At 37.6% G+C, this 23,397-nt stretch carries 12 protein-coding genes and 5 pseudogenes; 5 read left to right on the plus strand and 12 right to left on the minus strand.

The annotated features are described in order from the left end of the window. The first annotated feature begins 848 nt into the window (after positions 1–848). From brnQ to glsA, 3 genes are all read left to right on the plus strand, one after another. Positions 849–2,174 (plus strand): branched-chain amino acid transport system II carrier protein, encoded by a 1,326-nt coding sequence (gene brnQ / locus JFT89_RS09240; protein WP_201039807.1) that lies wholly within the window; start codon positions 849–851, stop codon positions 2,172–2,174. 629 nt (positions 2,175–2,803) lie between these two features. Continuing rightward, positions 2,804–4,261: an alanine/glycine:cation symporter family protein gene (locus tag JFT89_RS09245; protein ID WP_002166563.1), complete on the plus strand. Its 1,458-nt coding sequence runs from the start codon at positions 2,804–2,806 to the stop codon at positions 4,259–4,261. Between the two features lie 243 nt (positions 4,262–4,504). Further along, on the plus strand, positions 4,505–5,434 hold the full coding sequence (gene glsA, locus JFT89_RS09250; protein WP_002016963.1) for a glutaminase A: 930 nt from the start codon (positions 4,505–4,507) through the stop codon (positions 5,432–5,434). 520 nt (positions 5,435–5,954) lie between these two features. Here the strand turns inward: glsA and JFT89_RS09255 are convergent. The 7 genes and pseudogenes from JFT89_RS09255 to JFT89_RS09285 all read right to left on the minus strand — a co-directional run. Beyond that, positions 5,955–6,096, minus strand: a pseudogene (locus tag JFT89_RS09255) (ABC transporter ATP-binding protein); the annotation flags it as partial. A gap of 83 nt (positions 6,097–6,179) precedes the next feature. Then, positions 6,180–7,375 (minus strand): IS3 family transposase gene (locus tag JFT89_RS09260; protein ID WP_374191829.1). Its coding sequence is split into 2 segments (ribosomal slippage): positions 6,180–7,078 and positions 7,078–7,375, totalling 1,197 coding nucleotides; the frame shifts between segments, so codons are not numbered across the junction. A 201-nt stretch (positions 7,376–7,576) separates the two neighbouring features. Then, the gene (locus tag JFT89_RS09265; protein ID WP_201039808.1) at positions 7,577–10,057 is read right to left on the minus strand and encodes an RICIN domain-containing protein; all 2,481 of its coding nucleotides are present in this window, start codon (positions 10,055–10,057) and stop codon (positions 7,577–7,579) included. A gap of 36 nt (positions 10,058–10,093) precedes the next feature. Continuing rightward, positions 10,094–10,747: a DUF11 domain-containing protein gene (locus JFT89_RS09270; protein WP_201039809.1), complete on the minus strand. Its 654-nt coding sequence runs from the start codon at positions 10,745–10,747 to the stop codon at positions 10,094–10,096. Positions 10,748–10,850: 103 nt separating this feature from the next. After that, positions 10,851–11,576, minus strand: a complete 726-nt coding sequence (locus JFT89_RS09275) for a DUF11 domain-containing protein (protein ID WP_201039810.1) — start codon at positions 11,574–11,576, stop codon at positions 10,851–10,853. Between the two features lie 44 nt (positions 11,577–11,620). Next, a complete protein-coding gene (locus JFT89_RS09280; RefSeq protein ID WP_002193452.1) occupies positions 11,621–13,285 on the minus strand; it encodes an alpha-helical endospore appendage domain-containing protein in 1,665 nt (554 codons plus the stop codon). Positions 13,286–13,348: 63 nt separating this feature from the next. Then, a complete protein-coding gene (locus tag JFT89_RS09285) occupies positions 13,349–15,385 on the minus strand; it encodes a DUF11 domain-containing protein (RefSeq protein WP_201039811.1) in 2,037 nt (678 codons plus the stop codon). A 681-nt stretch (positions 15,386–16,066) separates the two neighbouring features. On the opposite strand from JFT89_RS09285, the pseudogene JFT89_RS09290 reads away from it, so the two are divergent. Then, positions 16,067–16,285: pseudogene (locus JFT89_RS09290) on the plus strand (DinB family protein); the annotation flags it as partial. A 536-nt stretch (positions 16,286–16,821) separates the two neighbouring features. Here JFT89_RS09290 and JFT89_RS09295 read toward each other — a convergent pair. Next, positions 16,822–17,883: pseudogene (locus JFT89_RS09295) on the minus strand (serine hydrolase domain-containing protein); the annotation flags it as partial. Between the two features lie 422 nt (positions 17,884–18,305). On the opposite strand from JFT89_RS09295, the gene JFT89_RS09300 reads away from it, so the two are divergent. Next, positions 18,306–20,099, plus strand: coding sequence for a helix-turn-helix transcriptional regulator (locus JFT89_RS09300; protein ID WP_201039812.1), 1,794 nt, complete (start codon positions 18,306–18,308; stop codon positions 20,097–20,099). A 519-nt stretch (positions 20,100–20,618) separates the two neighbouring features. Here JFT89_RS09300 and JFT89_RS30170 read toward each other — a convergent pair. From JFT89_RS30170 to JFT89_RS09315, 4 genes and pseudogenes are all read right to left on the minus strand, one after another. Then, positions 20,619–20,882 carry a hypothetical protein gene (locus JFT89_RS30170; protein WP_242488377.1) on the minus strand — a complete coding sequence of 88 codons (264 nt, stop codon included), beginning with the start codon at positions 20,880–20,882 and terminating at the stop codon, positions 20,619–20,621. 185 nt (positions 20,883–21,067) lie between these two features. Further along, a pseudogene (locus tag JFT89_RS09310) lies at positions 21,068–21,133 on the minus strand (response regulator); the annotation flags it as partial. A gap of 213 nt (positions 21,134–21,346) precedes the next feature. Further along, a pseudogene (locus JFT89_RS30175) lies at positions 21,347–21,487 on the minus strand (Y-family DNA polymerase); the annotation flags it as partial. Positions 21,488–21,972: 485 nt separating this feature from the next. After that, positions 21,973–23,247 carry an alpha/beta hydrolase gene (locus JFT89_RS09315; RefSeq protein ID WP_201039813.1) on the minus strand — a complete coding sequence of 425 codons (1,275 nt, stop codon included), beginning with the start codon at positions 23,245–23,247 and terminating at the stop codon, positions 21,973–21,975. Positions 23,248–23,397: the final 150 nt, after the last annotated feature.

The following is a 23,397-nucleotide window of genomic DNA, read 5'->3' on the forward strand; positions in this document are numbered from 1 at the left end:
TTTTCATAAATTGAACCCCAATGATTTCACTATTTTGGATAAGTTTCTTCTATAGAAAAATTAAATTTGATATGAAAGATTGGAATACCTTCGCATTATATTTATTTTTTCATTATAATATTCAAGGGAAGTAGGCAAAATGCAACATAATAATTTATCAGACGGAGAGAGAATAATATATGTACCCAAAATTCATTGACAAAATAGCGCTTTCGAAAGCTCATAAAGATTTATTAATTAAACTGTATAATAAAGAAATTTCAAGAGGTGAGTATAATCGGTTGGTAGATACGTTTTATCGGCCACAACAGAAAGAAACTATGAAGTAAGTGTTTATGTAAAAATAAGGAATCGTATATAAAGTAAAACTACATCAAGAACACTTCAAAACCTATATTCCAAGTAACCATTAAAAAATAAAACTTTCAGGTACCATGGCGGATCGACAGAATCAAAGCGTTGCCAGATGTACAAAAAACAATTATGAGCGGTGAAGAAATTCAAAATAATATCAACTTTTGCTGTTTTACCGCCTATATGATGTTATTAATTTTAAAAAAGAAGAAAATGATTACAAAATTTTAACTATTTCATTAAAATATAACGATAGTTTTAGTGCCCTATCACAAGCTGGCAAAATCAAATCCCACCTGAAATGAAAAAATACGCTATTCTTTCTGTAGAATCATAGGAAAGGATGGCGTATTTTTGAGTGAATTTATTTCAAATAGCATTTCAAGTAAAATAAGGATTTTTTTATTTTTATTTTTCTGTATTTTCTAATTCTATATGTTATAATGAAAAAAACTTAAATTTCGACATTTTTCGTCAAAAAAGGAGAGTGCTCTATGAAACAATCGTTAACTTTTAAAGAAACAATCCCTATTGGACTTATGCTGTTTGCAATATTTTTCGGTGCAGGTAATATGATATTTCCTCCATTATTAGGATATTCATCTGGAACGAATATTTGGATATCAATTTCAGGATTTGTTGTGAGTAGTATTGGACTTCCATTATTAGCCATCGCTGCTATTTCCCTTTTTGGTGGAAATGTTAGTACCCTTGCTAGTAGGATTCACCCCGCCTGTGGTGTTATTATCCCTCTTATCATTTATTTAGCAATCGGCCCTTTTTTCGCCATTCCTCGTACAGGCACTGTTTCATATGAAATGGCAGTTGCCCCCTTTTTAAGTACCACCATGCAAAATCAATGGTATATATTACCCCTATATACTTTTATATATTTCGGTATAACGTTTTTACTATCTTTAAATCCCTCTAAATTGGTAGATAGAATTGGAAAATATTTAACCCCGCTGTTACTAATCATGATTAGTATTATTATTGTTAAAGCAATTTCTTCACCAGTTGGATCTATTTCAACACCCTCTGATTCATATCAGGAATCTCCTTTTTTCAAAGGATTTATTGAAGGGTTTTTAACAATGGATGCCCTTGCTGCTCTCGTATTTGGAATTATCGTAATTAACGCTATAAAAGAAAAAGGTGTTACAAATAAAAAATCCATTGCTAAATCTACTATAGTAGCAGGTCTAATAGCCGCACTTGGATTATCTATCATATATATATCACTTGCTTATATTGGAGCTACTTCTCAAACATTTGGCACATTTGAAAACGGAAGTGTGTTATTAACAAATGTAGTACAACATTTATTTGGTCAATATGGTCTTTCCTTATTAGGAATTACAATGTTATTTGCATGTTTAACTACATCTGTAGGACTCGTTTCAGCATGTGGGAGATTTTTCACAACACTATTTCCAAAGATTTCTTATAACAAAATCATTTTAATTATTTGCTTATTTAGCTTTGGGGTATCAAACCTTGGTTTGTCTATGCTAATTAAACTTTCCCTACCTATCCTAATTGTTATCTATCCTGTAGCAATTGTGCTAATTATCCTCGCTTTTTTTGATCGGTTTATAAAAGATAAGCAGGCTGTCTATGTTGGATCAGTTTTAGGAGCATTACTGATTAGTATAGTACAAGGATTAGAAACAGCAGAACTTGCTAGTGACTCGTTGCTTACTTTCATGCAATACGTTCCTCTATACAATGAAGGAATGGGATGGATTTTAATAGCCTTACTTGGTAGTTTGATTGGTTTGATGATTTCAGGAAGAACTAAACAATGTTCTACTACCTAAAATCATTAAGGCAATTGTAATCATTGGAACAATGTAACTCTAAAGGGGCGTCTGATTCGTGTACAAAAAGAAAATATATAAACGAAAATAGTATCGGGATTGAATTTTTCCTGGTAATAACATTATGGTAGCTTCTTTGAACTCCCCCCACTTAACACTCTTACGAGATGTTTGAAGTGGGGGATTCCTGCGAACATCGATATATCCACCAGTTATCTTAGCAGGCTCTTCCCGTAGTTCCTACGGGAAGAACTGAAGTGTCTTGTACGTTGACTCATCACGCTTCCTACTTTAGCTTGGTTTTCGCAACTTCGGCAAGCGTGGGACGATGGAACGTTGAAGATTTTACGATTGCAACGATTTTTCTGCAACCAACCTCATATCTTCAGTTTTCAACGAGCAATCTGTACAAGTATATGGTAGCAAACGTTTTGACTTACGCCATCCGACATTTATTTCCCACCTACCTGCTGGTGCTATCACACCTTCACACAAATTGAGGAGGAAGTGTTCTGTCGGAAAAAGATAAAATAATCTTTGCACATCATGTTTCCGCTTATTTTCTTTGTCATACTGAATCCACGTCTTTTTAGATAAATATATTCATTAGAATAAGGAGGAGTAAGCATATGGATTTTATTAAAGATGTAATCACTCCCATCCACAAATTCATTGGAATTACAAATGAATTTTTATGGGGTTACATCCTAATTGCTCTTTTAATTGGGGTTGGATGCTATTTTACAATTCAAACAAGGTTTGTACAATTTCGCTATGTTGGTGAAATGATTCGCTTACTTAGTGATGGTGCAAGTTCCTCAACTCGTAAAGCACAAAAAGAAAAAAATGGAGTTTCTTCTTTTCAAGCATTTTGCATGAGTACAGCTTCTCGCGTTGGTACAGGAAATCTAGCTGGTGTCGCCATTGCGATTTCCACCGGCGGACCCGGTGCAATATTTTGGATGTGGCTTATCGCAATAATTGGAGGAGCTTCTGCATTTGTTGAAAGTACACTTGCTCAAATATACAAAGTAAAAGATGGAAATAAATTTCGAGGCGGTCCAGCTTACTATATGGAAAAAGGATTAAATAAACGCTGGATGGGAGTTATTTTCTCAATTTTAATTACAGTTTGCTTTGGTCTTGTGTTTAATGCTGTTCAAGCGAATACGGTTACGCTAGCATTTGAAAACGCATTCAACCTAGAGCCTACAATTGTCGGCTGTATACTAGTAGGTTTGATAGCACTAATCATTTTTGGAGGCGTAAAACGGATTGCTCGTGTCGCAGAAATGATTGTACCATTTATGGCGATTCTTTATGTTGGTGTTGCACTATTTGTGGTTATTACAAATATTACGCAAGTTCCTATTTTATTCAAAGAAATTTTGCTGCATGCTTTTGGTATTAAGGAAGTTGTAGGCGGAGGGCTTGGTGCTGCGATTCTTCTAGGAGTAAAGCGTGGTTTATTTTCAAATGAAGCTGGCATGGGAAGTGCGCCAAACGCAGCTGCGACTGCCAATGTTACACATCCTGTTAAACAAGGATTTATTCAAACGCTTGGTGTTTTTACGGATACACTAATAATTTGTAGTTGTACTGCATTTATGATCCTTCTATCCGATATGCACAATGCTACAGACCTGAATGGGATTCAATTAACACAAGAAGCATTAAAAACTCATATTGGACCATGGGCACCTACCTTTGTAGCAATAGCTATTTTTCTATTTGCCTTTAGTTCTCTCGTTGGGAACTATTATTATGGGGAAACAAACATTGAGTTCTTAAGTGGTAGTAAGACATTATTACTGATATATCGTATTTCGGTAATTGGTATGGTAATGCTAGGTTCTATAGCAACGGTTAAAATTGTGTGGGATATTGCAGATTTATTCATGGGGATTATGGCCATTTTCAACCTAATTGCAATCATCCTCCTTGGAAAATATGCTTTCTCCGCCCTCAAAGATTATATAAGGCAAAAGAAAGCCGGAAAAGATCCGATTTTCTATGCAACTAATATTCCTAATTTAAATAATACTGAATGCTGGAACAGCGAAAGCACCCAAGAAAAGATTGGATAACAAAAATCTTTTCTTAAATACAGAGGAGTCAATTTTTAGAATACCGAAGATGCACCTTTATTCAGGTCGTTTATTAAATACAGATTATATGAACACAACTAAAAAGTTGTGGAAATAGGAGATTATGAACTTGCACGTTTATAATATTTCAGACAATATCTATCCATTTCACCAAAAATTTTATTAACCTTCAGATGAATTAGAGAGAATACATTTAATAAAAAGGAAAAGGACGTATTAGTTATGCACTGTATTCAAACAAATAACCTAGAACAATTACTAGAGCAAGTACAATCATATACAAAAAAAGGGAAACTGGCTACTTATATCCCAGAACTAAGAAATGCAAATCCAGATGATTTAGGGATTGCAATTTATCATAAAGAAACAGATTATATCCATGCTGGGAACTCCCAAACGCTTTTTACCCTTCAAAGTATTTCAAAAGTAATTACGCTTGCACTTGCACTTTTAGAGCGTGGCGAAGAGTCTGTATTTTCTAAAGTTGGAATGGAGCCAACTGGTGACCCTTTTAATTCTATTATAAAACTAGAAACAGCTAACCCTTCTAAACCACTCAATCCAATGATTAACGCAGGAGCACTAGCGATTACAAGTATACTAACAGGGGATAGTAATGATGAGAAGATGGAACGGATTCTTTCCTTTGTGCGTGATATTACGGACAATCCTACGATTAATTACTCTTCAAAAGTAGCCGGCTCTGAATTAGAAACAGCTTACTTGAATCGTTCTCTTTGCTACTATATGAAACAAAATAACATTATCAATGGCGATGTAGAGGCGTTAATGGACTTATACACACGTCAATGCGCAATTGAGGTAAACTGCATTGATTTAGCACGGATTGGTTTGATTTTTGCAATGGATGGATATGATCCATATAGAAAAAAACAAATCGTTCCGGAACATATAACAAAAATTTGTAAAACATTTATGGTCACATGCGGCATGTACAACGAATCTGGTGAATTTGCAATTCGCGTCGGAATACCCGCCAAGAGTGGGGTTGCCGGTGGGATATTCGGATGCGTAAAAGGAGAAATGGGAATTGGTATTTTTGGACCCGCTCTAGATGCTAATGGAAATAGTATAGCTGGTTTTAAAATACTAGAACTACTTTCCGCACAAGAAGGCTGGAGTATGTTTTAACGAATTCCCCGAAAGAATTCTCCTTCCTCAAGCGTTGGACATCTAGGGGTGGAACACCCCGAAGTAAAGCTCAGGGAGACGAAAGGTTACTTTCGTCGTGGAACTAAGAAGCTCCCTCTTCAAACTTTGCTAAGTGGTGAGTAGTTCACATTCATAAGTTATTATCTAACTGCTGGTGTTCACCATCCAATAAAACCAGTAACTACATCCAAAAAAGTGCTCCTAGATTTATCTAGGAGCACTTTTTTAGGAAATACTCTTCTCTCCATGCTTTGCCTCACACCCAAAAATAAGGGAGCAGATTCTACTCTATAGGTTGACTGTGAATTTGTCGATTCATGGTAACCCAAGTGATTGTAAACAATATCATTAATAGCATTACAATGATATATAATCCGGTTTGAGGTATCATGGTACCAATCATTACGCCCATCAATAAGAGGGTTGGAATTTGAATAGTCTTAAGTTTTTATTTTCATACATCTAAAGAATCCACGATACCTCTATAAAAGTGAATTCATTACTCAAAAACCTCCCTAAACAACTCATGTACTGCTTTACCTTGATGAAAACGAATTTCCTCTACGTTTTCATGTAATACAATATTTCCGTCTTTTTAAAAAGATTACCTCATCAAATGTATTTTCGATTTCTTCTATTAAATAATTTTTTACACCATAACACAAAAAAGACATGAGTCTATACTTTGGTCTTATCCCCGTCAAGTAGACAGCTTTAAAAAAGACTAAGCAGCCATTGAGATTCGATATTCAATCGGAGCTCGATGATTGAGTCGTTTTTGGAATCGTTTGTAGTTATAATGATAGATGTATGTTTCAATTGCTTGAATCAATTCTTCTTTTGTTTGATAATAATTGAGATAAAACATTTCAGATTTAAAATGAGAAAAGAATGATTCAATACAAGCATTGTCATGGCAGTTTCCTTTGCGAGAGTGGCTGCCGATGGCACCTAGCTGTTGAAGCGTACGATGATAAGCATGAGATGTGTATTGGAATCCTTGATCCGAGTGGATGATGGTTCCATACACATCTCTTTTTTTTGTTGCTAAATCAAGTGTATCGAGAACAAGTTGTAGATCATTGCGATGTGAGAGTTTCCAGGCAACAATTTCATTATTGTAAATGTCTTGGACGACCGATAAATAGAGAAAATTATCTTTGAATGGCAAGTAAGTGATGTCTGTAACAAATACCTCATTTTGTTTGCGATTTTGGAATTGGCGTTCTACTACATTTGGGAAAATCTTTGAGGATTTCCCTTTAAAAAAGCGACGCTTTTTACGGATGATCGATTGAATTTGAAGCTCTTGCATAAGTCTACATACTTTTTTGTGATTCACTAAAAAGCCCTCTTCTTGTAAGGCAATTGTCATACGAGGATAGCCATATTCCTTGTGTTTTATGTGAATCGCTTGAATTTGTTCACGCAGTGTATCATCCTTTGAAAAACGTAATTTTCTTTGCGTACGTGTTGAACGCCATTTATAGTAGCTAGAACGATTTAACTGAGCAATGACGACAAGCCAGATTACTTTGTATCGAGAACGTAGTTCTTCAATAATCTCGTACTTCGTCGTTTGAGCAAGGACACCTCCTACAGATTTGGATACTGCTTTTTTAAGTACGCCACCTGTGCCTTGTAGTATTCCAACTCTTCTTCCATACTATCGAATTTCGTACGAGGACGACCTTTCAAGGGATTTTTGAGGCCCTTATTACCACTACTTTTTCCCCGTGAGTCTGAAATACCGCCTGTTTCTTGATATTTCCTAACCCACTCTATTAATTGTGTTCTACTTTTAAGTCCATATTTCTTCGCTATAGCTGATTGACTACCCTCACCGTTTAAAAAACTTTCTACAGCTTGTATCTTTAATTCATTTGAATAAGTTTGAAATGTAGACCCTTTTTTAGCCATAATAAAATCCCCTCCAAGTAGAAGTGTAACATCCATGTTTGTTCATGGTCTTTTTACACTGTCTACCTTAAGGGGATAATATCAACTTCTCAATGACTCATGTCTTTTCTTTTTAAAGTTTATTCTACCGTTTTTATTAAAAGCAAATACTTCTACTTTGTGCTACTATATCGAAACACATACTTTATTTTATAAAAAGTATTATTTTAATTTTGTCAATTCCCAACATTGAGCATCTGTACCATTGTCTGGCCATTGTTGAATATTAGCACCATTGTTTTGTATACTACTCTTCAGATCAAGTAATTGGCCGCTATGCTTAGCTATCAATTTAAGCGTTCCATCCGAATTTTTTTCGATTTTCCATTTTTGATTATCTCCACCAATGTCTTCCCATTGTTCTACATTCGCACCATCACTGTTTGAAGCTCCGGACACAGTAAGCAATTTCCCACTATGAACTGCTTTGATTTTATAATACCCATCTGCCATCTTCTCTAGTTCCCATTTTTGATGATCTCCGTCGTTATAATCCCATTGTTGGACGTTTACACCATTATCCATTGAGGCGCTACATATATCTAATACTTTTTGACTTCCTTTATTTTTGATGATATAGACACCACTGTAGTCAATCCCTTCAATACCATCGCAACAAAGTATTTTTGCTTTTTGCAATGTATCTTGTTGCAATTTTTCGTCTAAAATTATTTTTGTTAGTTTGTGGGTCAACTGTTCATTCTCATTGAGTAATTCTTCTGCACTCTGCTTCCCTTCGTTGAAGGCCCGAATTGCATCTTGTATTTTTAATTTTTCTGCTACGATTACTCCTGCAGCCGCTAACTCAGCTTCTCCAATACCTGTCACGATTTTCTTCTGTGCTTCTTTACAATTGCTTTCGTGAATAGCTGTCACTTCATTCGTCATTTCTACTTTACGATAAATTTGTCCATCAGGAATAAGCTTATATTTATAATCAACTTTTGCTTTGTTTGTCACTTTCTTAGGCACTGGGTTATCAATCAACACTTGGAAGGTGACTCTTGTCGTCGTCCCGGGCTCTACCGTACCAATATTCACGCCACTTTCTATATTGCCTGAGAGAGGGCGCCCATCTATCTGTAAACTGCCTGGAACCAACTTCGTTCCATTTGGAACTTGATCCTCAATTACGACATCGGTCAGTTGTGTATCACCTGTATTAGCAACTTCAATGGTATAGGTTACAATGTTACCTGCCTTGACATAAACTGACATGTCTTGCCGTTTCACTACCTCTACCTCTACTTTTCGAATGACCGTAATGGCTTCATTACTATCTGCTGTACCTGAAGAGACCGGTAAGCCTGGGGCACTTTGGAAATCATACACGACAGTAGCTTTATTCACCGCTCTATTGTCTGGTGGCACTTTTAATACTAAGGCTTGAAAGGTAACTTCCGTCGGGCCTTCGATAGATATGGAACCAATGTCTACTCCTTTTGTCGGATCTCCACCAGGTATAGGAACGCCATCGATCTGTAAGCTGCCTTCAACAAACTTTAATTCTGGTGGAAGAGTGTCTTTTAAAATAGTTTTTTGTGCTTCGGTCATTCCACTGTTTTCAATTAATAGAGTGTAAGTAAGGATTTCACCCACGATAGCTGCTTCTTTATCTACTTCTTTATTAATTTTGATTTCTGGACTATTCACATCAATTTGGACACCCAGACCTGTCACTATATAACCATCTGATTTCGAAGTCAGTTGAACTAATGCCTCCGTTTGTGAATTCTCCATAGCTGTAGAAGCGTCCACATTGGTAATATCCCAATTATAACGAACTGCTGGTCCGGCACTTCCTGGTATGACATTTACATTCCCATAGGTACCACTCGTATCTAGATTCCCTGCATCATCATTAATTTGTGAAGCAAAGAAGTTGTCAATCGGATTATTGGGACCTGAAATGGGCTTTAAAGAAGAGGCATCTTTTCCAAAAAGTAACTGATCTCCTGGAATCTTTGAATCTCCTTCCATTGCGGTTAGCAACAATCTTGCTTTGACATCACCAAGTTCAGGCGTAGAGAAGCCAGAAATTTTCTGGCTTACTGATCCCGTTTTCTCAATCGATGCAGTTCCGACATGAATGTTCATATTTCGAAGAGGCAATGTAGGATCTTTATAAACCACAGATAAAGTCCATCCCCCCACGTTGTTCCCTTTATATCTTTGTACTGTCGCTGGTACACCACTGACAGTATAATTACCAGCCCCACCTGCATCTATAAAACTAGTAACATTGGCAGAGCGAACATAAAATATTTGGTTCGCCTGAGCTACTTGCTGACTCGTAGTCGGATCTGGCGTAATGAGGGTGCTCCCTTTTGGTGAGATTAACGTTATGGTCCGATCTATTTCACTCGTCACATCCTCGGTACTCGTTTTTGTTGATCCACCCCAAATTAGCTCTGCATATAATACTATGCTTCCCGTTGGTAAGCGAAGCTGTGCAGCAGAAGCATTTTCTTTCCAATCCAGTGTGGTACCTGTAGGATATCCTGGTACCTGCTTAGACAAATCTAATGTGATAAATGCACCAATATCTGTATAACTGATATTGGTATTACTTAGACCCAGTGTGTTGCCAGTAAAAGTAACCGCTCCGTTAGTCGTGGTTGAATATCGCTGAATAAACGCCATGATTCTCACCCTTTCTCTATTTATCTATTCCTATCCCTACTTACAACCACAACATAGGTCTTTAACTTGATCTAACTTTTTCTTCAACTCTTTTTCCAGATTAGCAATTTGCTGAACTGCTTCCTTTGCACTCTTGTTAATTGCTAGCAAATCCGTCACTTTAATCCGGCCACCTCGGAATGAATTAATTGCTGCTTGAATCTTTTCGCCTTCCATGTAAAGAATCATGGCTAGACCTTTTTCCTCTTGTGCGATGGAATGAATGATTAAGTCACGTGACCATTCACAGGTTGTTCGTCCTGCTGGCACATTGGTTTGTACTTCGTTACTGACCGCATCTACATAACCACCTGAATACTGAGAGCCCATGTAAGCTTTATTCCTAATCACTCCACTAGAATGAGGTTTAATCACTTCAACTTTAAATGTAATGATGATAGGCCCTTCAATGGATAGTCTATCAAGTACAATCGTTTTCGTTGGATCTTCACCAGGTTTTGATTCACCGTCAATTTCCACACTATTCGGGACAAACTGCACCTCTTCTGATAGAAAATCCTTAAAATTACAATTAGTAACATCAATTAGACTATCATTGGAAATGGTAAAAGTATATGTTAGAATATCTCCTACCACCGCATCAATTTTGTCTACTTCCTTTTCTATACTCACTTTCGGAAAATTAGACATGTGCCTCTCCCTTTCTTTTCTGTAATTCATACCTTATTAGTGATGAATCAGATTCCCTATTTTTCAAAAGCATCTGAGGAAAAGTAAGACATCCTCTTCTTCTCTACTTACAACCACTACATAAATCCTGAATCGTATTTCTCTTGTTCTGTAGTTCTTGTTTCAATGTAGATAATGTTTGAGAAACACTATTTTCACTCTGAATAATCAAATTCTGTTCATTTTTTGTAATCCTGCCACTATTAAAGGCTTGATTTGCCGTCTTTATTTTTTCTGCCTCTGCATCCAGTAACTCCTGAATGGCCTTCTCTTCCTGTTTAATTGAAAATTCAATGGTACTTTGATTGTTCTCACAGTTAGTAGGAGGACGCACAATCAATTTTGTCTCTGTTATATTACTGGCTGCTTCTCCTTTTTTGATAGGCGATCCAGAAGCACTTTCAAATTCATAATTTAAGGTGGCTTTATTTTTCACTAGCTCATCTGGAGGAATATTGATTACTTTCGCTTGAAATGTCACTTCAATCAGTTCTCCTGTTCCTACCATTCCTAGCTTAATCCCATTATTTACATTCACACTAGGTTGAGGCACACCATCCACAAAGACACTACCTGGAACAAACTTCAACTCTTTTGGAAGGATATCTTTCAAGATAGCGTTTTGTGCGTCAACCGGATCCATATTTGTTACAAGAACGGTATAAGTCAAAATATCTTTTACTTTTGCCTCATTTTTGTTTACTTTTTTATTTATTTCCATCTTCAGACTATCCTCCATTAATCTATTCGCTTCAGTTTTCATATTTACATACCCCCGACTTTGAGACATATTTCATCACCCTTTCCATCATCGAATCAAATTATATATGGATGTTATGAGCAAAAATCACAAATTTCTTGGGTAACAGCGAGTTTATCTTTAAGCACTGATTCTAGTACGATTAGGCTGTCTAACATATCCTCCACACTTTCATTGACAGCGATGAGATCTTGGACTCCTATTTTCTTATCTCCAAACGCACGAGCAGCTACTTCAATTTTTTCTGCTTCTGCCCGCATAATCCTAGCAATGCTTTGTTCCGCCTCAGCAATCGTTTGGATAATCTGATTTTTCCCTTCTTCACAGGTAGGTGGCTCAATCACTTCAATCCCAGGTTTGTTACTAATACTCGTCGCTGTCGATATAGGTAAATCTGGTCTACTCTGAAAATCAAAGATCATCGATGCTTGATTATGCACCACTTTATCATCAGGCTCTTTCATGATTTTCGCTTGATACGTGATGAGGACTGTTTCTCCTACAGCCAAAGTACCAATGTTCACACCCTTAGCAATATCTTGTCCTGGCCATGCCGCACCTCTGATTCGTAAACTATCTGGTAAATATTCAAGTTCTGGATCTAAGTAGTCCTGAAGAATCACATTAGTCGCATCTACATAGCCATCATTTTTTACTTCCAAAGTGTAAGTTACTATTTCACCTACTACAGCTTGTTTTTTATCCCCCGACTTATTCATTTTTACGATTGGGCTATTGGCGTCAATCTGTACTCCATATCCACTCACCAAATAGGTATCTTGCGCCGTCGCAATACGGGCGATTGCCTCGGTTTGACTATGATGCAACGTGTGAGAAATATCTACATTCGTGATATCCCAACCCGATCGTACGCCAAATCCGTCTGATCCAAGAGGCTTATTGAGCGTTCCAGCAGTTCCACTAGTATCTAAATTTCCTAGATCATCGTTAATCTGCGACGCAAAAAAATTATTTCCAGGATTATTCGGACCAGATATCACCGAAAGCGACGAACGATTGGGACCAAATTCAAAGCGATCGCCAGGAAGATTAGAGTTTCCTTCCAGTGCCGTAAGCATGACACGTCCCTGGATATCCCCACCTTCTGGGGTTTTAAAATTATAAATCAACTCATCCACTGGAGGATTAGACATAGAAATCACTTGAGACCCAACATAAATATTCATATTTCGAATTTTAAGTAATGGATGTTTATAAGCGACAGCCAACGTCCATCCCACTGTATTGGTAGAAGCTAGAAAAAAAGTACAATCTCTTACCGTTCCGGGAATACCACCTACTATATAAGTTCCAGCTCCACCTTTTTGTACAAATTCAGTTACATTCGCAGAGCGAACATAGAAAACTTGACCGCCAAAGACGGACTCTTCTCGTGCAGTGAAGGCATCTGGTGCGATGGATACAGTAGCAGCTGGGGTAGTAAAAGTAATCGAAGTATTGATAGCTGAACGAACATCAGTATATTGATCTTTAGTCGATCCACCCCAGATCAACTCGGCATACAATATTTCACTGTCTGCAGGGATTCTCAGCATAGCCAAAGAGGAATTTTCTTGCCAGTTCATTGTACTTCCAGCTGGATAGCCTGACACTTGTTTAGAACTATCTGTTGTCAAAAAAGCCCCGATATCTGTACTTCCATCTGCATAACCTAATGTATTTCCTGTAAATGTAATCGCACCATTGGTTGTTTGGGTGAAACGATGAATAAATGGCATATTCTTCCCCCTTTTCAATCTAAATAAAGCTATAAATTCTTGTGCTTCTTTCTCATTAATCTACTAACAACAAATCTGCTTAGCAATTTCTAATTTATCTTTTAATAATTTCTCCAACTGTGTAGCTTTTTGGACTACTTTTTCGACACTCTGATTAATCCTAGCAAGTTCTTGGGCAGAGATTCGTTCTTCTTCAAATGCCTTTACCGCTTCTTGTACCTTTACACTTTCTGCTTGAAGGATTTTCATCAAACCGAGCTCTTGTTGTGCTACTGATTCAAAAATCTGATTTTGTGCTTTTTGACAATCGGTCTCCAACCACGCCGTAATTAGGTTACTTGTTACTATTTCCTCACGCACATCGCTACCTGGTTTCAGCTGAAATTGATAAATTGCCTCTGCTTGGTTATCTACTTTCACTGGCAACGGACTCTGTAACGCTACTTGAAATGTAATCACAGCTGTTTGGCCAGGAATTAATGTACCAAGAGGAATTCCTGTTGTTAAATCATCAAGCACCGGTGCACCATTTACTTTTAAACTCCCTGGAACGAGTACCGTTCCTGTAGGTATGACATCTTTAATAGAAATTGCATTTACTGAAGTATCTCCATTATTGGTAATATCGAGCGTGTAGGTGATAATATCTCCCTTTTTATCGTAAACCGAACGATCTTCACTTTTCACGAGATCGACTTGTACATGCTTAATGATAGTATTTACTTCATTTGAGCTACTAGATCCTGATGTGAGAGGTAAACCCGCTGCACTTTGGAACTCGTAATCCAGCTTACCCGTATTAGTCACCTTTCCATCTGTAGGGACTGCAATCACTTTCACTTTAAATATGATCTCGACTGGCCCTTCTATGCTTACAAATCCGATATTGACTCCTTTAGCTGGATTTTCTCCGGGTTTGGCTTGCCCATCGATAGTTAAGCTGTTCTGCACAAATTCTAACTCATCTGGAAGAATATCTTTAAAAATGGAATTCTGAGCTTCTACTAGTCCACTATTTTCTACTAAAATTGTGTAAGTTAACTCATCTCCGACTATTGCTATATCTTTATCCACTTGTTTGTCTATCTTGAGCTCCGGACTATTCACATCAATTTGAATCCCTAATCCAGAAAGGATGAATCCGTCCATATCTGTTTTGAACCGAGCAATCGCTTCAGTTTGTGAGATTTCCATGGCGTTTGAAATATCCACATTCGTAATATCCCAGCCATAGCGCTGTGTAGACTGTTTTTGCCCTGGGGTTACATTACTATTTCCCGCTGTCCCACTAGTATCTAAATTTCCACCATCATCATTAATCTGTGAAGCGAAAAAGTTATCCACTAAGTTATTCGGTCCAAAAATGGCTTGTAATTGGCCTGGGGATGGACCAAATAAAAATTGGTCCTTAGAAATGAAACTATCGCCTTCGATAGCAGTCAATAAAGCTCTTGCCTGAAACGGCTTGGATTCAGGTGTCCCAAAACCTTTAATTTTTTGATCCACTACATTCCCTCTTTCAACAGATGCCACACCAACATATAAGTTCATATTTCGTGAAGGTAAAGAAGGATTTTTATATATAACAGCAAGTGTCCATCCTGCTGCATTACTTTTACTTGGCCGTTGGATTGTGGCTGGTACCCCACTTACAGTATAAGAACCTGCCCCACTCGCCTTTATTAGTTTAGTAACATCAGCTGTACGAATATAAAATGTGTGATTTTCATGCACTACTACTTGGGCCGTTGTCGCATCAGGAGATATTGTTTGTATTGAACCTTGTGGGTTAGTTAAGGAAATGGGAACGTTAATATCTCCTGTAACATCCACTGCATTAAATTTTGAGGTACCTCCCCAAATCAACTCTGCATACAGCACTTCACTAGCTACAGGAAATTTCAGAACTGCTTGAGAAGCATTCAATTTCCAATTCAATGTACTACCTATTGGATAACTTGGGACTTGTTGGGTAAGATCCAACGTAATGAATGCTCCAATGTCATTATAGCTAGGATTATTCGAACCAAATCCTAGCGTATTACCTGTAAACGTCATCGCACCATTTGTAGTCGTTGTATAACGCTGAACTATTGACATTCTCTTCGTCCTTTCTATAACAACTAGAATAATAACTATTATTTTATTTTTTAATAAAACTTAAGCGGGGATTTTAATTCATATAATTGCCTCCTATGTAAATATTTGATAACACAAATTATATTTCACTCACTGAAAAACTATATCTATTATTAAATGTTCTTTCTATTTATCATTATTTATCTGATTTTTCAGGTAAATATATTTCAAATCCAGTTCTGCTGTTAAAATCATTTAATAGGCATACCACCACATCTCTATTAAGCTAATAATAAAAAAATGATATCATTCAAATTTTTCAGTTAACAATTATAAAGGTTTTGATATTTGGACAGATTGTAACTCCAAGTATTTATCGTTTGAAGGTTGAAACAAAACATACTGATGATAAAATAGGAATATTTTACACTGATTCAATCGAATTGAAGAATAGGGATTGGTGGAACAATACAGACAAAAAAGCAACTAATTGAAATTGGTCGCTTTTTTGTCTTCTATTTACTTGGCCTCTTATAGTGAACAGCCGAGATATGTGTAAAAATAGGTCATAGACTTACTTTTATGGTTCTGGTGCAAAAACTATATGACTTATGTAACTAATCTCTGAAACTTGGACATACTGATACTAGTATTCTAAAAAAGGACGTGATTAGTATGGAAAAGCAAAACCTATTCAAACGGAAACAGATTATTCAGTATTTTATTTAGGGGATTGAACAGGCATGCACGATTGCCCAAACTGTTCAATTGGACAAAACATTGGAGGAATGGCCTGGTGAAACCCCGGGCGGTGTGCTACGCAATATTGCATCTCACAACTCCTACCATTTAGGAGAAATTGTGCTGATTCGCAGATTATTTAGCGCTTGGCCACCGCCAACAGGCGGATATCCGGCCTAAACAAGGAAAGGGTTCCCCCCATCCCCATCAACTTAAGAAAAATAAACGCCCCCAAAACGAAAAAAATGAGCTGACTTCTCAAAGTAACTACCTGTAGAGAAAGTGAATTTTGGTTTTGGGGGTACTTCAAAACCTTAGCTTGATGGCGATGGGGTACCGCCAGCATTTCGGAAAAAAACCATGCTAAGAGCATGCAAGGTTTTATACAGTTTTTCGGCTAATCCAGTAACAAACAAGAACCCTAAAACCGCGCCAGGATAGGAATGTATAAAAAAATGCATAGATCCGTAGAACAAAAAAAGGAGGTTCCCTTGTGAGAGTAGGGATCCGCCTTTTTCTTTCTACCCATAATAGGACTTTATGTTAACTTCTATGAATACAATATACATCCATCTCATAAGAAAAACCGCTAGGAAAACATCTTGACGGTCCTTTTGTGTATAAATCCCATGAGGAGTGATAGATATGATCCGGCACTCGTAACCATGTATAGATCGGTATGTTTTCGTTTTCTAAGCAGGTCAAACATATATAATTCACTGTCTGTTTAGACTTGCGTAATGGCTAAATTCCTTATTGATTATTTTATCGTGAGCTGGCGCTACTTGTGGACCTACCGAGTTGATGCACGTTACCAGAATATGCTTCCCGTCTAGAGATCCGACGGCTCTCGATTCATATCCGAAAGTACCTCCGGCATGCCCCCAGTAAGATTGCCCGTCCGCTGTTTTAAATTCATAAATCCCTAGTCCGACTTTACCAAAAGGTCCATCTACTGTTGTGTGCATCTGGTCCATCATCTCTTGAGTCAGAAGCTTCCCGCCCAACAACGCACTGAAGAAGGTAGTCAAATCATTAACTGTTGAGACTATATCTCCCGCCGCATTTGCCCATGATTGATTCATTTCTGTTAAATCATACAAATGACCCGATCTATCCATATTATATCCTGTGGCATGCTTACCCGGAATTTCGTGACTATTTCCCATCACAAATGTCCCTTTCATTCCAAGCGGTATGATAAACCGTTTCCTGATCTGCTCCGCATACGTTTCTCCTGTTACCTTTTGAATAATTTGACCGGCTAGTACAGTATTCATATTGGAATAATTCCAGCCCTTCCCTGGTGCAAATACAGGTGGCTTTGAAAGTCCAAGGTCGATAAGCTCATCGACGGAATAGTAACGGTATGGATTTTGGGGCAAAGTAATATCTCGGAAATCCAAATCTGTATAGCTAGCAAGCCCGCTTGTATGATTCAATAACTGACGGATCGTAATTTTGTTGCCATCATACCCTTCACCTTTTATGACACCTGGCAGCCATTTTTCAACCGAATCATCCAGATTCAATTTTTTCTCGTCAGCCAACTGTAATACAACGGACGCTGTGAAAGTCTTTGAAATACTTCCAATACGGAATGAAAAATTGGACTCTACCGGGTGTGGTACTTCATAACTGGCTGTACCTGTAGCGTAAGACCAGCGTTTCCCGTTCTGTAACCCGCCAGCTATGACACTTGGGACTCCTTTGATGGTTACCACCTCATCAATGACGCGTTTGACTTCATCCCGATGCTTGCTTTTCTTTTCCTTCTCTGTCTCCACTTGTACCGCGCCTTCAGTCTGTACCGGGTTTACAGACCCATAAGCAGAAAATACCAGTGTACTCGCCGATATAGCTGTTAATGCAAGTACAGCTCCTTTTTGAATCTTGAGTAATTTCATAACGTATCGCTCCTATTATTTTGGAATGTTGTGTTGCTTTACATCCTCACCTTATCCCCAAAATTGTTAAATCGGATAGTGATGAAACCGCCAAACTTTTGTTGACACTCGGAATTGGACTTGTCACATATACCATATGACAAACTGTCAAATATCTCATGTGACGTGCTTGTTACAGTAAATTCTAACTGTTTACCCTCTCTTTCGCTTGACGGATCAGAAGTTTATGGTGCATGATAGGTTTGATTTATTCAGAATTTATTTTAAAAAATACAAGTAGGTGTGCATAATCCGTGTTCTCTATAATAAAAAAATGGTTCTGGTATGATTGGATATTTGTGGCCATACGAACGCTTTGGATGGTCATTATCATAAGCGCTAGTTTTATCAAACCGTCATTAATCGATGCGTCTTTTTGGGTCTTATTTTCTTTTGCTTTCGTCGTTTATCTCGTTCCATTAATCGCCTGGTGTAGAAATGCAGATTGGTATCTTGCAGTTGACGTCATGGCAGCGGGGGTATTTCATCTTTATTTAGCCTATACAGTACCGGAGTTACTTTGGTCTTTCGTTTTACTTGTGATGAATATCGGCTTGGCGAGCAATCGAAGAACCTATGTATGGACAGGTCTCCTCTGTGGAATCATATTGCCGGCATTGAACGGTTGGATCGCTGGTCGTCTCCCGTATGAATTTATCGTTAGCAACGGTTTTGGATTCGCCATTGGCTTCACGTTTAATATATTTATTCAGTCCCATAAGCAAGCCCTAATTATTCTTGAGCAAAAGCTATTGCTGGAGCAGCATATTGAGCGGATTGAGGAACTTACGCTGATGGAGGAGCGCAGCCGGCTGTCACATGAGCTGCATGACACGATTGGCCATACGCTTACCTCACTCATCGTCGGCGTCGAATCGCTGCGATCGTCCGTACCGAATTCACAGATAGAGAGGATCGATTCGCTTGTCGGAATCGCCCAACACGGTCTGGTTGATATCCGAAAACATCTGCATCAGCTCTCTCATACTCCATTAAACTATTCGTTAAGTGAATCTCTACGGCAATTTACCGAAGATTTTATGAAGTCAACAGGTATAATGGTCAAATTCCGTGTGATCGGCAGCGAGACTCTCGTAATGCAAAAAATAAACTTTTGTCTATATCGTTGCCTTCAAGAGTCTCTGAACAACGCGGTTCGGCAGGGTTCGGCGAGCTTGATATCCGTTCAGTTGTATTTCGAGAGTCACCAGCTCAGGTTACAGATCGAAGATAACGGCATCGGAATGGAAGAAATCCAATTTGGATTTGAACTTAATGGGATGAAGGAACGACTTAAGCTATTTCACGGCACGGTGTCCGTGCATTCCGAGCCAGAACAAGGAACTTTCGTCATATGTAATATTCCGTTGCAGACAGAGCCTGCACATGATACAATCCGCCTGCTGCTCGTTAACGACCAGGTGATCATTACCGACAGTTTGAAGCAAATTTTGGATCAGCATACTGATTTTAACGTAGTTGGTACAGCCAGGGACGGTGGCGAAGCATTAGAACATTGTGAGCGGTCCCAACCGGATATCGTGCTAATGGATATTAGTATGCAGGAAATGAGCGGGATTGAAACTTTACTTGAGATGAAACAACGATGGCCTGATATGAAGGTTGTGTTCATGACAACGTTTGAGGATTCCTTGCAGGCAGCAACTGCATTGGAGCACGGGGCGGAGGGCTACATGCTGAAGTCGATTCATCCGCGAGAGATGAAGGAAGCCTTGAAACTAATTTATAACGGAGGAATCTGGATCGATCAATCGGTCGCTACGCGAATTTTCGAAGAGATGAAAAGTCAACGCGAGCAATTGGAGAAGATCGGTTCAAGTCAGGAAAACTTCCCGTACGGACTTACGAAACGTGAAATGGAGATTCTGGAGCATCTGTCAGGTGGACTGCGTTATAAGTCGATCGCCGCCAAATTATTTTTATCGGAGGGAACGATCCGCAATTATTGCTCGACTCTCTACTCGAAGCTCAGCGTCAACAACCGCGAAGAAGCAATAAAAAGGGCCCGAAAGGAAAATATTGTGTAGATGGTACTCAATATATAATCATTTTTCCGTATTCGGGCACGGCAACGATTACTATTTTTTGGGCCACTCATTATTTTAAGTAACAGAATTAGAGTTCCGTTAACTTTTGGAATGAATTTAACAAAATTTGTTTACAAAACACCTGTAAATATTGCTGGAAAATAAGTGGACGTAATACATATAAAGAAAATCTTCTTGAAAACTTCAAATTTAATTACCTTAAAGTCATTGTTTTATCATACATTTCAAAGTTTTTTACAAGTGGTCCGAAAAAGAACGAATCGTTGTTATCCCCCATGCCCATCACCCCCCCAAAAAACAAATACTCTAAAACGAGAAAATTGGCATCTTTAGGTGAAAATGTACAATTTTTTTGTTTTTGGGGCGTTATAAAATTCTTAAGTTGATGGGCATGGGGCTAATTAGTTTTTTAACTTGATACGTTATGGTGGAACCCAATATATAATTATAGTTATAGATAATTGTAATTCTTAAATAAAGTTATCATGCTGATATTCTTCACAAATATTTAGATGTTGATAGTAGAATACTAAGGTATGTTATTTTGAAAGTATAAGATACGGATATTGTCTTATGATTTCTACTAATTTTTATCCAATTTCCTTCTGTTTTCCCAACTCTATTAATATTTATGTTTATAGTTAAAGAAATAGGGGATTTCCCTTCTAGAAACGCTTCAAAAACTACTGTTCCTTCTGGCTTATCATGATTAGCCAGAGCGGTTTCAAAGGCCTTTTCTGTTGCATCAGTTAAGTAAAACATACCTTTATCCTTTACACCTGGATTGCCAATACAATCCTTTTGATAGCTGTCTAGATTATTGTTACTAAGAAATATGAATTTCGTACATTATCAAGAATTTTTTTCTAAAAAATCCTTAAGAGAAAAAACATTTACAAGTTAAAATATAACTAATATGAAAATGCCTTTATTTAATTCCTTGTTTATAAATAATCCTTCATAATTTCACGTAAAATATCTTCATCTTCCACAATTAAAATTGTTCTTTCCATATTCTATCTTCCCCACGATTTATTTTCACGAAAAAATACTTTCTTTTCTAGTTTAACCAATTAAAAGTCTTTCACTATTTCCATTATTAATAAATGTAAGATACTTACATGAGGAGAATAACATGCTGATGTAAAGATAAAATGCAGAGATATGAAAATGCAAAATCTATTGTGAATTTGTAGTTGATGGAGGTACATAAAACCAAACCGTAATTTTATAACTAATTGTTTTAGTGGTTTAGTAGCAGCTAAAACAACAGAACCTGGTCTTGCCGTATCAATAACTACTGCTAACTTTGTTTGTAGTGGATCATAACCTAATTTCAAGCAAGAAACGGATACGAAAAATGACACAGGATCTAGGCAAAATACTGTATTGTTTGGGCAAAGTTAATAGTCATACACTGCATTATCCACATTACAGAATATTCACTCTTAATATATTCCTACTTAACCCAAATATTCAACCTATTTTTCGAAAATACGTTCGCTATTTTGATGGATTTTAATATAAATAGTTACGAATCATATTTCTCAATAATCCCCATAGATAAATATGGTAAAATAAATGTGATATGAAAGATAGCTGATATATTTGTAATTGTAAGAAGAAATGGATGTTATTAAAATTAAGATGGTTCAAGTAGGAGAAAAGACACTCTATGAAGAGTGTCTTTTCTTTGTATACTTTATTAGATTTGAAATTTTTCAACTATTCCATCTTGATGAATAATAACTCCTTTATTTACTACGTCGCTTCAATTCGTTAAATAATAGATACATAACAAAACGGACCTGACACTTACTGCAGAACCTTTTTTTGAATCGGAGTAAATCTATTAATTTTTACAAGCATTTAATGTTTTACATTTTTTACTTGCTTTAATTTCAGCTGGCTCAGCACCAAGCCAATAGGTTGGAAATGCAGTCCCCTCAGTGACATCGCCATCACGGTGCATGTAATAGCGTTCATCATAGTGAGTTTTAACGTTACCTTCAAGCGCAAGTTCTACCCATTCTGCACCAAAACGGAAAATTTCTGCAGCTACTCCACCAAGCGGATGGAATTCATTCTCGTAGACGCGCAGCTCTTTTGGTGCTTCTACAAGCTCATAAAGACTTAATGCTTCTTCCAAACGGGTTAGTTCATCAAATTCTCCTATTCCCATGAAGACTGGACAAGTAATCTTTGGAGCCAATTTCCATAGGTTCATCTGGCTACTCAGCTCGTTTTCAAAAGCAACCTCATCAGTGTAGCCCGACATGTACATAAAGTTTGCTTTGAAACTCGGCTGTGCTCGGTTGAAGATGGTATCAAATTCGCCATATACACCTTCAAAAGTTGCTAAAGCGTTTATACGATTATCACTTGCAGCAGCCCGCATCCCCCAATACCCACTCATACTGATGCCAAAAAATCCAATCCGATTTGAATCAACCTCAGGTCGCTTTGAAAGAAAATCGATATAACAACTAACTGCACGTTCGTAATTAGTCAAATCAACTTTTAGACCTCCTGACACAGATTCTCCTTGACCAGGACCTTCAATTGATAGAGCTACGATACCACGAGACGTATAATAACGTTGCGCAATCTGTATATAGTCTTCCTTAATCATGTCCATACCTGGACCTAATATTACCGCTGGTGCATTACGAATTTCGCCTAAAGGTAAATGAAGCAATGCATATATCTTTTTGCCTTCAAAGTCTAATACTATACGTTGTACCCTTCCACCTCCAAGTGACGAAATAGCTGCCACACATTCGTTACAACGCTCTCGAAATGCCAATTTTCGTGGATCATCATTAAAATATGAGTATTGCGCACGTCCCCACATAACAGCAGCTCGCTGATACAGGTCACGAGCAGTCACAGCGAATCCTTTTTGTTCATAGTGCTTTGCTCGTTCTTGAGCCTGAGCAGCAACCGTGGCCCATGCTTTTGGTATCATTGCCCCACTCTTTACTTGGGAAAAAACCTTATCAAAATCAGTATGATCGTGTCCTAACTGTTCCATAGTTGCCTTTGCTTCAGGGTGCAAAGCATCAAATCCACCAAGCGCAAGAGCTATGTCTAATGCCCATCCTTGAGATATTGAACGTTGAGTCATAATAATCATCCTTTACTATGTTTTTTAATTAAGTACTTAATGATTAAGTGCTTAATTAATAACAATGAAGTATACTATAGGTTTTTGTCAAGTCTATATTTTAACGAATTTAACGAAAGAATTCTCCTTTCTTAAGCGTGTGAAGGGCAA

This window comes from Bacillus sp. TH25, assembly GCF_016650935.1.
GTDB classification, from domain to species: Bacteria; Bacillota; Bacilli; order Bacillales; family Bacillaceae_G; genus Bacillus_A; species Bacillus_A mycoides.